Genomic DNA, 16491 nt, shown 5'->3' on the forward strand with positions numbered 1-16491 from the left:
AATCCAATAAACCATATCTTGAATAGGAGGTCTTATCTATTGAAAAACAGTCTGTTAAAGTGTCTCTATAGCATTGCTTACGCGTTTTTCTTGATCCTGATCGGAACTCTCAATGGGAATGCTCAATGCGGATTTTCAGGATTGGGAACTTCATATTGTGAATCAGCACCGGCAGTTACTATGGAGCCTTTTAATACGGGAGGTGTTTTTTCAGGTCCAGGGGTTACTGGTAATCAGTTTTCTCCAAGTGTGGCAGGGCCAGGCTCCCATCAAATCAATTATAAAAACACCAATTCATACACCGTAAATACTTCTGGAGTTTTTAATTTTAATGGTACTGCAACAGGGTGGACTACCGTTACCTATGCTGGTGGCGATTTGCAGAACACAGACGATGCATTATCAAATGCCATTAATATTGGATTTCCGTTTGAGTTTTTTGGTAATACTTATACGCAGCTTTATGCTTCATCAAACGGCAATATAACTTTTACACCTTATACTGAAAGTAGTTACAGCCCGGCAATAATACCTTCTACAGCATCCCCCAATAATATGATTGCTTTGGCTAGGGCAGATTTGGAACCAAATGCTTCCATAATTTCTGAAATTAAATATAAGGTAGTAGGTACTGCGCCCAATCGCACATTTATCTTGTCTTATAATGATGTTCCTGCAAATGGAAGTATTGGGTATCTCACTTCTCAAGTGAAGCTTTTTGAAACGAGTTATAATATTGAAATACATACTACTATTAATAGTCTTACAATTGCAAGTTTACAAGGGATTGAAAATAGTAATGGAGAAATAGGGGTTACCGTTCCGAGTAGAAATAATCAGAATTGGACTGCAAATACTGACTATGTAGCTTTTATTCCATGCAGTACTTCTCGAACGGTAGAAGTATACCAAGACCCGACCACAAAAGCCGGCACAGGCGGTAGTGTTTGTGGCATCGGTTCTTCCAATACCTTTAGTCTATCCGCAGTAGCTAGTGTAGGTACAGGCACCTGGACACAAACTAGTGGGGCAGGTACTAGCACTTTTAGCAATGTTAATTCAGCAACCAGCACAGTATATGCTAGCGCATCAGGCACCTATGTCTATCGCTGGACAGAAGTAAATGGCAGTTGTGAAGATTACGATGAAGTGACCGTAGTTTATGACCGTCCGACCACTGCAGATGCAGGAGTAAGCTCAGTAGAAGAGTGTGATTTGAATATCAGTTTATCAGGAATTCAAAGTGTAAGCGGCAGCAGTGCCAGCTGGACTGTTACTAGTGGTAATCCTTCCAATATCACTTATAGCAATAGCAATATTTTCAATCCATCAGTCACCTCATCAGCTTACGGAACTTATGTATTCGAATTGACAGAGACCTATGGCTCTTGCAGCAGCACAGATGAAATCACGGTAACCTTTACCGAACAACCCATATCCGAAGCCGGGACAGGCGGCAGTGTTTGTGGCATCGGCGCTTCCAATACCTTTAGTCTATCAGCGGTGGCTAGTGTAGGCACCGGCGCTTGGACACAAACCAGTGGTCCGGGCAGCAGTACTTTTAGTAATGCAAACCTGGCAACCAGTACGGTTTATGCGTCAACTAGCGGTACGTATGTCTATCGCTGGACAGAAGTAAATGGCAGTTGTGAAGATTACGATGAAGTGACCGTAGTTTATGACCGTCCGACCACTGCAGATGCAGGAGTAAGCTCAGTAGAAGAGTGTGATTTGAATATCAGTTTATCAGGAATTCAAAGTGTAAGCGGCAGCAGTGCCAGCTGGACTGTTACTAGTGGTAATCCTTCCAATATCACTTATAGCAATAGCAATATTTTCAATCCATCAGTCACCTCATCAGCTTACGGAACTTATGTATTCGAATTGACAGAGACCTATGGCTCTTGCAGCAGCACAGATGAAATCACGGTAACCTTTACCGAACAACCCATATCCGAAGCCGGGACAGGCGGCAGTGTTTGTGGCATCGGCGCTTCCAATACCTTTAGTCTATCAGCGGTGGCTAGTGTAGGTACAGGCGCTTGGACACAAACCAGTGGTCCGGGCAGCAGTACTTTTAGTAATGCAAACCTGGCAACCAGTACGGTTTATGCGTCAACTAGCGGTACGTATGTCTATCGCTGGACAGAAGTAAATGGCAGTTGTGAAGATTATGATGAAGTGACCGTTGTTTATGACCGTCCGACTACAGCAGATGCAGGAGCAACTTCAGTAGAAGAATGTGATTTGAATATCAGTTTATCAGGAATTCAAAGTGTAAGCGGCAGTTCAGCTAGCTGGACTGTTACTAGTGGAAACCCTTCCAATATCACCTTTAGCAATAGCAATATTTTCAACCCATCAGTCACCTCATCAGCTTACGGAACTTATGTGTTCCAACTGACCGAGACTTATGGCTCTTGCAGCAGCACCGATGAAATCACGGTAACTTTTACCGAGCAACCAGTATCAGAAGCCGGTACAGGCGGCAGTGTTTGTGGCATCGGCGCTTCTAATACCTTTAGTCTATCCGCAGTAGCTAGTGTAGGTACAGGTACCTGGACCCAAACTAGTGGGGCTGGTACTAGCACTTTTAGCAATGTTAATTCAGCAACAAGCACAGTATATGCAAACACATCAGGCACCTATGTCTATCGCTGGACAGAAGTGAATGGCAGTTGTGAAGATTATGATGAAGTGACCGTAGTTTATGACCGTCCGACTACAGCAGATGCAGGAGTAAGCTCAGTAGAAGAATGTGATTTGAATATCAGTTTATCAGGTATTCAAAGTGTAAGCGGCAGCAGTGCCAGCTGGACAGTAACCAGTGGCAACCCTTCCAATGTCACTTTTAACAATAGCAATATTTTCAATCCGACTGTTACTGCTTCAGCATATGGAACTTACGTATTCCAACTGATAGAGACCTATGGTTCTTGCATCAGCACCGATGAAATCACGGTAACCTTTACCGAGCAACCCATATCAGAAGCCGGGACAGGCGGCAGTGTTTGTGGTATCGGCGCTTCCAATACCTTTAGTCTATCAGCAGTAGCGAGTGTAGGTACAGGTACAGGTGCCTGGACGCAAACCAGTGGTCCGGGCAGTAGCACTTTTAGCAATGTTAATTCAGCAACCAGTACAGTTTATGCATCCACTAGCGGTACGTATGTCTATCGCTGGACAGAAGTGAATGGCAGTTGTGAAGATTACGATGAAGTGACCGTTGTTTATGACCGCCCAACTACAGCAGATGCAGGAGTAAGCTCAGTAGAAGAATGTGATTTGAATATCAGTTTATCAGGAATTCAAAGTGTAAGCGGCAGTTCGGCCAGCTGGACTGTTACCAGTGGAAACCCTTCCAATATCACGTTTAATAATAGCAACATTTTCAATCCATCAGTCACTTCTTCAGCTTACGGAACTTATGTGTTCCAACTGACCGAGACTTATGGTTCTTGCATCAGCACCGATGAAATCACGGTAACCTTTACCGAACAACCGGTATCAGAAGCTGGCACAGGCGGCAGTGTTTGTGGCATCGGCGCTTCTAATACCTTTAGTCTATCCGCAGTAGCTAGTGTAGGTACAGGTACCTGGACCCAAACTAGTGGGGCTGGTACTAGCACTTTTAGCAATGTTAATTCAGCAACTAGCACAGTATATGCAAACACATCAGGCAGCTATGTCTATCGCTGGACAGAAGTGAATGGCAGTTGTGAAGATTACGATGAAGTGACCGTTGTTTATGACCGCCCAACTACAGCAGATGCAGGAGTAAGCTCAGTAGAAGAATGTGATTTGAATATCACTTTAGCAGGGATTCAAAGTGTAAGCGGCAGCGGTGCCAGCTGGACAGTAACCAGTGGCAACTCTTCCAATATCACGTTTAATAATAGCAATATTTTCAACCCGACTGTTACTGCTTCAGCATATGGAACTTATGTATTCCAACTGACAGAGACCTATGGTTCTTGCATCAGCACCGATGAAATCACGGTAACCTTTACCGAGCAACCAGTATCAGAAGCTGGCACAGGTGGCAGTGTTTGTGGCATCGGAGTTTCTAATACCTTTAGTCTATCAGCAGTAGCTAGTGTAGGTACAGGTGCCTGGACTCAAACTAGTGGGCCAGGTGGCAGTACTTTTGGCAATGTTAATTCAGCAACAAGCACAGTATATGCTAGCGCATCAGGCACCTATGTCTATCGTTGGACAGAAGTGAATGGCAGTTGTGAAGATTACGATGAAGTGACCGTTGTTTATGACCGTCCGACTACAGCAGATGCAGGAGCAAGCTCAGTAGAAGAGTGTGATTTGAATATCAGTTTATCAGGAATTCAAAGTGTAAGCGGCAGCAGTGCCAGCTGGACAGTTACTAGTGGCAACCCTTCCAATATCACCTTTAGTAATAGCAATATTTTTAACCCATCAGCCACCTCTTCAGCTTACGGAACTTATGTGTTCCAACTGACAGAGACTTATGGTTCTTGCAGCAGCACCGATGAAATCACGGTAACCTTTACCGAGCAACCAGTATCAGAAGCCGGCACAGGCGGCAGTGTTTGTGGCATCGGTTCTTCCAATACCTTTAGTCTATCCGCAGTAGTTAGTGTAGGCACCGGCACCTGGACGCAAACTAGTGGTCCGGGCAGCAGCACTTTTAGTAATGCTAATTCAGCAACAAGCACAGTATACGCTAATACTTCAGGCAGCTATGTCTATCGCTGGACAGAAGTGAATGGCAGTTGTGAAGATTATGATGAAGTGACCGTTGTTTATGACCGCCCAACTACAGCAGATGCAGGAGTAAGCTCAGTAGAAGAATGTGATTTGAATATCACTTTAGCAGGGATTCAAAGTGTAAGCGGCAGCGGTGCCAGCTGGACAGTAACCAGTGGCAACTCTTCCAATATCACGTTTAATAATAGCAATATTTTCAACCCGACTGTTACTGCTTCAGCATATGGAACTTATGTATTCCAACTGACAGAGACCTATGGTTCTTGCATCAGCACCGATGAAATCACGGTAACCTTTACCGAGCAACCAGTATCAGAAGCCGGTACAGGCGGCAGTGTTTGTGGCATCGGCGCTTCTAATACCTTTAGTCTATCCGCAGTAGCTAGTGTAGGTACAGGTATCTGGACGCAAACTAGTGGGCCAGGCAGCAGTACTTTTAGCAATGCAAACCTGGCAACCAGTACGGTTTATGCAGATGCATATGGTACCTATGTTTATCTCTGGACAGAGGTAAATGGCAGTTGTGAAGATTACGATGAAGTGACCGTTGTTTATGACCGTCCAACTACAGCAGATGCAGGAGTAAGCTCAGTAGAAGAATGTGATTTGAATATCACTTTAGCAGGGATTCAAAGTGTAAGCGGCAGCAGCGCCAGCTGGACTGTTACCAGTGGCAACTCTTCCAATATCACGTTTAATAATAGCAATATTTTCAACCCGACTGTTACTGCTTCAGCATATGGAACTTACGTATTCCAACTGACAGAGACCTATGGTTCTTGCATCAGCACCGATGAAATCACGGTAACCTTTACCGAGCAACCAGTATCAGAAGCCGGCACAGGCGGCAGTGTTTGTGGCATCGGTTCTTCCAATACCTTTAGTCTATCAGCAGTAGCGAGTGTTGGTACAGGTACTTGGACACAAACTAGTGGTCCGGGCAGCAGTACTTTTAGCAATGCAAACCTGGCAACCAGTACGGTTTATGCAGATGCATATGGTACCTATGTTTATCTCTGGACAGAGGTAAATGGAGGGTGTCAAGATTCAGACGAAATAGTGGTTAACTTTAATGAAAGCCCACAAATTATATCAGTTGATAATGATGGTAATGTTTATTGTGAACCAGCATCGTTGCAATTGAGAGGAGAGATAGGCGGTGGAGCTAGAAGAGGCAGCTGGACTCTGGAGTCCGGAGGCACCGGCTTATTGAGCGCGAGTAGCATTACCGGTTCTATTATTACTGCTACTTATGTTCCTGCAGATGGTGAATATGGCGAACTGATATTTAGATTAACCACAGAAGATTCTGATGGAGCCGGACCTTGCACAGAAGATTATGCCGAGATTTCAATTGTTATTAATCAGTCAGCACAGGTAGATGCTGGATCTAATATTGAAATTTGTGAAAATGAGGAGGCTACATTAGGAGGCTCATTTTCAGGAGCCACTACTTCAGTAACTTGGACTGGCGGAGCTGGTACTTTTTCTGATATTAATGATCCATTATCAACCTATGAACCGTCTCAGGCTGAGATTGATGCAGGATCTGTTACGCTTACTTTGCAAAGTAATGATCCGGATGGTGTAGGCCCATGCGACGTAATATCTGATCAGGTAACTATAACTATTCATCATTTGCCAGAAGTGGCTCTTACCGGGTTAAATTCTAATTACGCAGAGAATGATCCTGTGGTAATCATGGAAGGTTTTCCTTCAGGCGGTACTTATACAGGAGATGGGGTGAATGCAGGTACAAATGAATTTCATCCTGAAAATGCTTTGGTTGGTGCCAATAACCCTAACGAGGTGGTTTATTCTTATACTGACAGGTTTGGATGCTTAAATAGAGATACTGTGCAAGTGGTTGTATATCCAGCAACTGAAATCAACTTTAGTATAGAAGATGCCGCTCAGGATGCTGATGGAAGGTATGAAGTCTGCGCTAATAGTGGTAATTGGCTATTAAACGGGACACCGAGCGATATAACTGGCTTAGCTCCAACCCACTTTACAAGTGATAATAGTGATCTTATAACACAGTCTGGTGGATTTTATTATCTCGTTACTGATAATTTGGTTTCAGATACTTATACTATAACTTACACTTATACCAACTCAGATAATGTTACTTCTGTAATTCAGAGAGATGTAAAAATCTTACCGACTCAGGAAGTTAATTTCACAGTAAGTACTTCTTGTATAGAGGATACTTTTGAGTTTGAAGATGATTCATTTATTCCTGATTCACCATTCCCGAGTAATGTTTCCAGGTGGCAATGGAATTTTGGAGACGGGAGTGCGACTGCTGCGGAAGAAGATCCAAGTCATAATTATGCTGCCCCTGGTATATATAACGTAACGCTTACATCTGAAAATGATCTTGGTTGTGCTGCTTCTATAACCAAAGAGGTAAGAGTGGGAGAGAAGCCTGACGCAGCTTTTATCTGGTCTTCGATTTGTAGCAACGATGCTACTCAGTTTACTGACATGACCGGAGCCTTGAATATTAGTTCTTATTCGGTCTATGTATGGAATTTTGGGGATGGTCATAGCATTTCAGGAGTACCTTCTGATAATATTCCTGCAGGTACTAATGATGGAAAAACTTCTGGCACCTATAAAAACCCTTCTCATCAGTATGATGAAATAGGTAATTTCACGGTTTCTCTTACTGTAACTACTAATGATGGATGTGGAGATGTAGAGATTCAGACGGTGTATATATTACCTTTTAATACCGTAACTCCAGATGCTGAAAATGCTTACTTTGAAGATTTTGAGGAAAGTGCAGGTGGCTGGGTGGCAAGCTCTAATCAGGTGATACAGAGTGATACTTCTTGGGTACGTGGCGTAGCTAATGGAGAGGTAATAAACTCCGAGGGAAATATTGTTTGGTGGACAGGTGATAATGATAGCTCTTATTTTAATAATGAAGATTCTTATCTCAACGGACCATGCTTTGATTTGTCATTGCTAGATAGGCCAATGATTTCTTTAGATGTATGGTATGATTTACAAGATGGCTTTGATGGCGTAGTTTTGCAATATAGTACTGATCAAGGAACTAGCTGGGCAAATGTTGGGGATATAAATCAGGGCATCAATTGGTATAACCAGCAGGGTATTATTAGTAGCCCTGGAGATACTCAGGATAGAAATAATCTGAGTGACTTTAATGTAGGAGATAAGGGCTGGACTGGCAGTTCTGATGGCTGGCTTACAGCTCGTTTTACGCTAGACGAAATTCCTGTAAGTGAAAGAAATTTGGTGAGATTCAGATTAGCCTTTGCTAGTGATGCTAATAACCCTTTAGGAACTAAGTTAAATGGTTTTGCCTTTGATAATATTTATGTTGGCAATAAATCAAAACAAGTGCTAATAGAGCATTTTGTGGATACTGAAGTAGATATTAGTAATCAGGCAATAGATCATTTTCAGATGCTTGCTGAAGAGGAGATGAATGAAAGCGGCAGACTTGACTTTATTATGCTTGAATATCATATAGCTGATTCTGGAGAAGATCCACTTAATGCCGATAATCAGGGTGACCCTAGCGCCAGATCCATTTATTATGGAGTATCTCAAGCACCTACAGCCGTATTAGATGGTAATGAATTTATAGGCAATCCATTTGAAATAGACCAGGTAAACATAGAAAGAAGGGCTCTAATGCAGCCTATGTTTGATATTGAAGTAGAATCTCTGGAAAGTGGTCCTACCTCTTTAGAAGCAGAAGTGACAATAACCGCCCTCAAAGAACTCTCAGAAGATGTTATAGTACACCTGGCAGTTGTTGAAAATGATATTAACATAGATGGTAGGGTGTATGGAAATGTACTTAAGAAGCTAATGTTTGGAGGAGAAGGAAATAACCTTATGATAGATTGGGTAAACGGCACTTCTCAGGTACTACAAGCACAATGGGAAGTAAATACCACTTTATACGATAATGAAAAGCTTTATTATGTAGCTTTTGTTCAAAACCGAATGACTCAGGAAGTGTACGGCGCTGTGCGAGTAAAAGCTCCGGCCAAAGAGCAGGCTGATGTAACAGCTATTGACGAACCTGAAATTTTCCAGGCTACTGAATTTAATATTTACCCTAATCCGGCCTCAGAGCGCTTATATTTTGATCTGCCACAGTTTAATAATGAAATGGGGTGGAAGATAGTGGATCAAAGAGGAGTACAGATGGATACTGGCTTTTTTAATAATGAAACTGACCATGAAGTGGATATTTCAGGTCTTTCTAATGGCATTTATTACGTTATTGTTTCTTCTCAGGACAAACCGTTGATTTATAAGAAAATTGCCATCATGAATAAAAAATAAAAGGGACTTACCATTGGTATGGTAGTCCCTTCTACAATCATTTAAGCCAACAATGATTATTTAAGTATCTTCTTAACAGCCTGCGCTATATCGTACATTATCATATTGTTGAAATAGGCAGGAGTCAGTCTGTTTTTTACCAGATCATTTGAGATATTCACAGAACTTATACCTTCATAGTAAGCAGGTGTATGTCCTACTGAATTATGCAGAATTAAGCTAGGTTGTAGTTTGTCGTATAGCCTGGTTTCTTCAAAACTGAAAAAATTGAATACTCTGCAATTTGTAACTCTTTCCAAAGTAAGACTGAATATGTTTCTGTCATAGCTTTGGGAGTCAATCAAAAATATCACGTTATCATTCCTCTTCATAAGCTTTCTCCTTTGCATAAGCGTTTTCCAATCTTATGCCAAGGGAGAAATGTGCTTTAAATAGCTAAAATGAAGGTTTTCTGATTGATCCTTAATCCCATTATGGGATTAAGGATTGTTTTTGGGATTAACTTAAGGTGGTTTGAAGCTCTTTTCGTAGTTCTTTGTAGGCTACCTGACATTTTTCTGATAGCTCATCTACTAAGGTAGGGATCAGATCAGTATGATAATTATCCTTACCGTATACCTCAATATTTTTGATTAATGGCTTCAGGCTTTCAATACCCATAAAAGTAATTGAAGGCTTTATCTTATGCGCAAGGTTACCCACTTTAAACCATTCAGCTTTGTTGATCCACTTTTGCATTTCATTAATGGTTGGTGGTGTATTCATTAAGAAGGTTTCAATCATATCTCGCATAAATGTTTTGTCACCATCACAAATGCTCTTTAGGTAAGTGAGGTCAGTGATGCGCGCAGGCGTAGGCAGTTTATGAGTATTAGAATTCTTCTTACTAATGAATTTACTGATTGACTTATATAAGTCCTGAGGCTGAAAAGGCTTTGGTAGGTAGTCATTCATACCTACTTCAAGGCATTTTTCGCTATCTCCTTTTATGGCATTCGCTGTTAAGGCAATAATAGGAATTTGCTTTTTGCCATCAGGCATGGTTTTTCTTATGCTCTTAGTGGCTTCATAGCCATCCATAATGGGCATTTGAATATCCATAAGGATCAGGTCATAATCATTGCTTCTGAGCTTCTCTAAGGCTATGTAACCATTTTCGGCACCATCTACCTCACATTCCCATTTCTTAAGGATGTTAAGTGCGTATAGGCGGTTAATGTCATTATCCTCTACCAAAAGAACTTTGACTCCCTTAAATGAATATTTAGGCGTTTCTTTTACCTTAGATGATGGCTGAACCAAATCCTGTATTTTCCCAGATTCATAAGGGATTACAAAAGTAAAAGTGGTGCCTTTATTTTCTTCACTCGTTACTTCAATGATTCCATTTTGTAGTTCTATGAGTTGCTTTACAATGGAAAGACCTAGTCCAGTGCCTCCATAGCGCCTGGTTACACTTTCATCTGCCTGGGTGAAGCTTTCAAATATATTTTGTACTTTTTCTTCAGAAATACCCACTCCAGTATCGGATATGCTGAACCGGATATAATGAATTTTTTCTTCCTTTTTCTCTAACGATACCTGGATAGTAATTTCCCCAATGTGAGTGAACTTTATGGCATTACTGATCAGGTTAATCAATATTTGATTAAGCCTGACAGGATCGCCCAGCAGAACGGTGTCTGCTTCTGGCTGAATATCATATTTTAAATCAATGCCTTTTTCCTTCGATTGGAAAAGGAAAGTGTCTACTACTGCACCTAATTGGTATTTTATATTGAAACCAATTTTTTCAAACCTCAGCTTACCCGATTCGATGACTGAAAGATCAAGGATATCATTTATAATTACCTTTAGACTTTCTGTGGAGTTTTTAATGGCATTAAGGTATTTTACCCTGTCATCTTCTACAGTAGCTTCAAAGAGCAGGTTTACCATACCAGCTATACCATTAATAGGAGTCCGGATTTCATGGCTCATATTCGCTAAAAACTGCTCTTTAGCTTTTTGAGCTCTAAGCAGTTCTTCGGCATCTTTTTTTCTTTGAGAGATATCTCTACAGTCTAGTATTAGACCTTCTATACCTTCTTTATGGTGGAGGTTAATAGAGTTAAACTCCAGATATTTATAATTGGCATCTTTGCATAAAAACCTGAATTCGATATTAGAATCATAGGGTTTTTTAATGCTCTTTTCAAATTCTTCTCTGACCTTTTTTACACTTCCTGGTTCCAGGTAATCAAAGAAGATTTTACCTCTAAGGCTGTCAGGAGCATGGCCCAGCGTTTCTTCTACAGAAGGGTTGTGGTACAAAATGAGCCCGTCATAGTCTACTATAAATATTATATCAGATCCATCTTCTACCACCGCCTTATAAAAGGCGCCACTTTCTATGTATTTTTCGAGTAATTTACCCATGGGTTAAAGTGCCTCTTCCTCCATTTCTTTTAGGTATCTGTATATGGTTGATTTTCCAATATCTAGTTTGGCAGCCACCTGTAGTACGTTGTTATCATATTTATCCAGGTAGTACCTTATTATTTTGAAAGTATAATCCTTCAGAGTCATCTCCTCAAAAAGGAAGTTAGTTTCTTTAGAAACACTGTTGAAGTTGATGTCTTCGGCCGACACTTCCTGGTCATTAGCCATTACGGCTGCAAGCTCTATGATAGACCTCAGCTCACGAACGTTACCAGGGAAAGGGTAGTTGAGGAGCTTCTCCTGTGCTTCTGATGATAATTTTAAAGATGGAAGTCCATTATCTTTACCAAAACTCTGTAAGAAATACTTAGCCAGGATGATAACATCTTTACCACGATCTCTTAACGGTGGCAGGTGAATAGGCAAACCGAGGAGCCTGTAATAAAGGTCTTCTCTAAAATTACCTTTTTTAACCTCTTCAGCCAGGTCTCTGTGGGTGGCTACTATGAGCCTGATATCTAGTTTTATAACATCATTGCCACCAATACGACTAAGCTCTCGCTCTTGTATTACCCGTAGTAATTTAGCTTGTAAGCTCAGGTCCATTTCCCCAATTTCATCTAAGAAAATGGTGCCGCCTTCTGCCTCTTCAAATTTACCTATCCTGCGGGTGTTAGCACCTGTAAAAGCCCCTTTTTCATGACCAAACAATTCGCTTTCCATAAGCTCAGCCGGAATGGCAGCTATGTTTACTGCTACAAACTGCTTTTTCTTGCGCTTAGAGTTATAGTGTATGGCTTTGGCTACCAGTTCTTTACCGGTTCCGGTTTCTCCGGTTATAGAAACGGTTATGTTAGTTTTAACGGCCTTTTCCAGTAAAGAAAATACCTTTTTTAAAGCACTGCTATTACCAATTATGCTTTTGTCAAATTCATATTTCTCAGAGATCTCTTGTTTGAGGTGGTCTATCTCTTTGATTAATGAAATGTTCTGCCTGGCATTATTGATAGTGTTGAGCAGTCTGTTTTTGGTGTCCTCATCTTTAGTAATATAATCATAAGCCCCTAGTTTAAGCAGTTCTACTGCGGTACCTATTTTTTCCTGGGCGCTAATTATAACTACCTGAATGTTAGTGTCATAGGATTTTACCTCTTGTAATACTTTTTCTCCCGGCATGTCAGGCAATGAATAATCAAGCGTAACAATGGCTGGCTTCTGGTACAAGTTATCAAGGCATTCTTTACCTGTAGAAAAACTGGTTACTTCGAAGTCAGGATTTAAGCCGAGAACATATTGTAAAAATTTAGTATAAGCAGGATCATCTTCTACTACAAATATTTTCACCGGTTCCTGTTCGTACATATGTGTTGGTTATAGTTGGTTGCTAATATAAAAGTAAAGAAAAATCTTGTTAAGGAATAAAAAAAAAATGATCATAAAATTTCAGGTGTTTATCCCATATTCTAGTCAAAAGGCTTACTTTGCCTCTAAGTTATTGGGTTAATAATTAACCATACCACTATTAAAAGCATTAATAGGTAGAATCTAATTAAAAACTTTAAAATTATTGAGCTAAAAAATGATTGAAGAATTTAAAAATTTAAACTCAGAAGAAGCAGAGTTGATGTACAAAGCGCCATTGTTAGTATCTATACTAATAGCAGGAGCAGATGAGGAGATTGATAAAGCTGAGCTTAATGAAGCTGTGAGCCTTTCTAAATTGAAGAAGATTACGGCTCGTGAAGATTTGGATGAGTATTATGAAGTGGTGAGCAGCGATTTTGAAGAAAAAGTAGAAGCGCTAATTCATCAGTACCCAGAAAAAGTAGAGCAGCGTAATAAAGAAATCATTACTGAATTAGAAAAGCTCAATGATATTTTACCTAAGCTGGATAAAAAGTTTGCTTTGGAGTTTTATGAAAGTATAAAAGATATGGCCAAGAAAATAGCCGAATCATCAGGTGGTATTTTGGGCTATATGGCTGTGGGGTATGAAGAGTCTAAGCTTATAAAGCTCCCTATGATTAAAGATCCGGCGCAGTATTAAAATATGGCAGGAGAAAGAACGCTGATAGGCAGCGCCGTGGTGCCCATCCGGTTTGTATTTTTTATGTGGTTGGCGTTTACGGTGGAGTTTATGCTGGGCTTTCCGCTGAGTAATTATGGTATTCAACCCCGCACCATGGTGGGGTTGATCGGTATTATCTCCGCACCCTTATTGCATGGCGGCATAGTGCATATTTTATCGAACACTTTTCCTATGCTGTTTCTGGGTATGATACTCTTTTACTCTTACCATGGCATAGCGAATAAGGTGTTTTTGAGATGTTATTTCTTTACCAATGTACTGGTGTGGATTTTTGCCAGACCGGCAAATCATATAGGTGCCAGTGGAGTGGTTTACGGATTGGCCTCTTTCCTGATCTTTTACGGATTTTTCAGGAAGGACTTTAAATCGCTTTTTATATCACTTATAGTACTGGTGCTATATGGATCTATATTTTATGGAGTGCTACCCGTAAATACCTACATATCATGGGAGTCTCATTTGGCAGGCGCGGTAGTAGGTTTTTTTACCGCACGGCAGTATAAGAATGTAAGGGTATAAAAAAGCAGCTTCAATAACGAAGCTGCTTTTTTTTATGATATCAGATCAGCGGATTAAGGCTGAACTTTTACTTCAATAGTTATACTACCAGAATAAGTACCTTCTATAGAAGTAACTTTAATCAATCCTTTTTTACCATAGTCATCAACAAATGCTATAACATCATTAGTAGATAATTCATTTATTCGTTGTGCGCTTGACGTTGAAACACTTAAGTCATCTAAATCTGAAGAAACAGAAGGTGCATCAAAATCAACACTATTTGCTTCAGCAAAATAGAAATTGTTTAATTCCGATTGATCCACTCCAGTTAATGTAGCAATTGCTACAAGTGGAGTATTAGCATTATCATCGTGATCAAATAATGCAGGGTAAGACGAGGTAGAGGCTAAACTAGCTTTTCCTGTACTTCCATAGTAATAGCCGAAATCCCAATAGGCAGTGTATTCAGTGTCATTAAGAGCATATTTATCACCATCAAGTACAGACATAAAAGTCTCTGATGTACCATCGTCTAATGGAGCAGCAAGAATAGTTGCTGAATATGTTTTTAATTGAGCCTGTGAGTTAGTACCACCATAGTTAAGTGTTAATGTAGCAGGTCCTACTACTATTCTTTTATCTAAATCTCTATAGTCACCACGTCCGCTAGTAGCCCAGAAAGTGTAAACTACCGTACCAGTTCCGCTAGGAGGTACAGGTAAATCAAACTCATAAGTGAATTCATTACTTTCACCACCTGAAACATCTATTGATCCATCTCCCTTAGTGTTTAAATTCTCCACATAATCTTCAAGTTCAAATGGTTCATCTCCCTGTCCATTTACATTGCTAAGAATGTACAATCTTCTCATATTACCATCTGTAGAGGTAAAATGAACTCTTACTTTTTGGTCAGTAGCAGTAGCACTTACATCAGCAGATTCTGTAACAGATCCATCAGCCTCGTCAGCTTCTACCAATATAGTTTCATCGTCGATTGGATCTACCGGAGTAATTTCATCATTGTCATCACAGCTTGTCAGCATTACAGACGAGCCCATACAAGCAAAAAATAAAAGTTGATAAAGTCTCTTTTTCATATACTTTGTTTTTGTTAAAAATTGATTCACCAAACTTACGCATAAACCATACCAGATGTTATAATTATTTTATAATAAATCTGACATGGTATTGATTTAAAAATTGTTGAAAATAAAATAATTTATTGTGGAATATCAGAAACACATCTTTTGCGTTTAGCGGTTTATTTTGATTATAGTATTTTTGTCGAAAACAATAAATATACCCGTATGGCATTAACTCCTGAAGGCATACTTTCGGACCTTAAGAATAAAAAATATTCACCTGTTTATTTCTTTCAGGGTGAGGAAACATACTATATAGACCTGCTTACAGATTACATAGAGGATAATGTGCTTACCGATACGGAAAAAGGTTTTAATCAGATTATCCTTTATGGTCGAGATGTGCAGATGAATGAGGTGCTTACTAATGCTCGCCGCTTCCCCATGATGGCTGAGCGGCAAGTGGTAATAGTAAAAGAAGCTCAGAATATTTCAGATATTAATAAAGAATCTGGACAAAAACTGCTAATAGATTACATCAAAAATCCGGTGGGGTCTACTATTTTGGTGTTTGCTCACAAGAATAAATCGCTGGATAAGCGGAAAAGTCTGGGCAAGTTAATAGAAAAACATGCCGTAGCGCTCACTACCAAAAAGCTATATGATAATCAGGTACCTGCCTGGGTAGAGAAATACCTGAAGTCAAAAGGCTTTAGTGCTACTACTAAGGCTATTCAAATGCTTTCTGACTCTATAGGTAATGACCTGGAAAGGCTTGCTAATGAGGTAGACAAGATCTTGATTAACTATAAAGAGAAAATAGAGATCAATGAAAGCATAGTGCAGAAGTATGTGGGCATTAGTAAAGATTATAATGTTTTTGAACTGCAAAAGGCACTAATAGCTAAAGATGTAGTAAAGGCCAATCAAATTATTAATTACTTTGAGGCTAATGATAAGAAGAATCCTATTATACCTATTATAGCAGTGCTTTTTTCGTTTTACAGTAAGCTGCTGATGGTGGTAGGGTCTAAAGACAGGTCTGAGCGCAACCTGGCTTCTGTGCTCAAAGTGAATCCTTATTTTGTGAAAGACTATTTGCTGGCCGCCAGAAATTATTCTCCAGCACAGGTGATCAACAACATACATTATATAAAAGATGCCGATTTAAAATCTAAAGGAGTGGGGAATGCTTCTGCTTCTGATGGGCAGCTTCTAAAAGAATTGGTTTTTAAACTTTTACACTGATGTAATGTTTAATCCTTTTTATATAAAAATGTTAAGGGTATAAATAACTTTTTCTTTTCTTTTCGTTAA

The 16491-nt window shown here is 40.0% G+C and carries 8 protein-coding genes; 4 read left to right on the forward strand and 4 right to left on the reverse strand.

All coding sequences use genetic code 11. From position 1 onward, the window contains the following. Positions 1 to 90 precede the first annotated feature (90 nt). Complete coding sequence (locus tag LVD15_RS18260; RefSeq protein WP_233776654.1) at positions 91 to 9078, forward strand: PKD domain-containing protein; 8988 nt, start codon at positions 91 to 93, stop codon at positions 9076 to 9078. Between the two features lie 56 nt (positions 9079 to 9134). Here LVD15_RS18260 and LVD15_RS18265 read toward each other — a convergent pair whose 3' ends face one another. The 3 genes from LVD15_RS18265 to LVD15_RS18275 form a co-directional block, all read right to left on the reverse strand. Beyond that, a complete protein-coding gene (locus tag LVD15_RS18265) occupies positions 9135 to 9449 on the reverse strand; it encodes a hypothetical protein (RefSeq protein ID WP_233776655.1) in 315 nt (104 codons plus the stop codon). A 127-nt stretch (positions 9450 to 9576) separates the two neighbouring features. Next, positions 9577 to 11496 carry a PAS domain-containing hybrid sensor histidine kinase/response regulator gene (locus LVD15_RS18270; RefSeq protein WP_233776656.1) on the reverse strand — a complete coding sequence of 640 codons (1920 nt, stop codon included), beginning with the start codon at positions 11494 to 11496 and terminating at the stop codon, positions 9577 to 9579. 3 nt (positions 11497 to 11499) lie between these two features. Then, positions 11500 to 12861: a sigma-54-dependent transcriptional regulator gene (locus tag LVD15_RS18275; protein ID WP_233776657.1), complete on the reverse strand. Its 1362-nt coding sequence runs from the start codon at positions 12859 to 12861 to the stop codon at positions 11500 to 11502. Positions 12862 to 13078: 217 nt separating this feature from the next. Between LVD15_RS18275 and LVD15_RS18280 the strand changes: the two genes are divergently transcribed. After that, a complete protein-coding gene (locus tag LVD15_RS18280) occupies positions 13079 to 13546 on the forward strand; it encodes a hypothetical protein (protein ID WP_233776658.1) in 468 nt (155 codons plus the stop codon). Positions 13547 to 13549: 3 nt separating this feature from the next. Then, positions 13550 to 14107, forward strand: a complete 558-nt coding sequence (locus tag LVD15_RS18285; protein ID WP_233776659.1) for a rhomboid family intramembrane serine protease — start codon at positions 13550 to 13552, stop codon at positions 14105 to 14107. A gap of 53 nt (positions 14108 to 14160) precedes the next feature. On the opposite strand, the gene LVD15_RS18290 is transcribed toward LVD15_RS18285, so the two are convergent. Continuing rightward, positions 14161 to 15189, reverse strand: a complete 1029-nt coding sequence (locus LVD15_RS18290; RefSeq protein WP_233776660.1) for a hypothetical protein — start codon at positions 15187 to 15189, stop codon at positions 14161 to 14163. 210 nt (positions 15190 to 15399) lie between these two features. On the opposite strand from LVD15_RS18290, the gene holA reads away from it, so the two are divergent. Then, positions 15400 to 16422 carry a DNA polymerase III subunit delta gene (holA, locus tag LVD15_RS18295; RefSeq protein ID WP_233776661.1) on the forward strand — a complete coding sequence of 341 codons (1023 nt, stop codon included), beginning with the start codon at positions 15400 to 15402 and terminating at the stop codon, positions 16420 to 16422. Positions 16423 to 16491: the final 69 nt, after the last annotated feature.

It is taken from the genome of Fulvivirga maritima (genome assembly GCF_021389955.1).
GTDB classification, from domain to species: Bacteria; Bacteroidota; Bacteroidia; order Cytophagales; family Cyclobacteriaceae; genus Fulvivirga; species Fulvivirga maritima.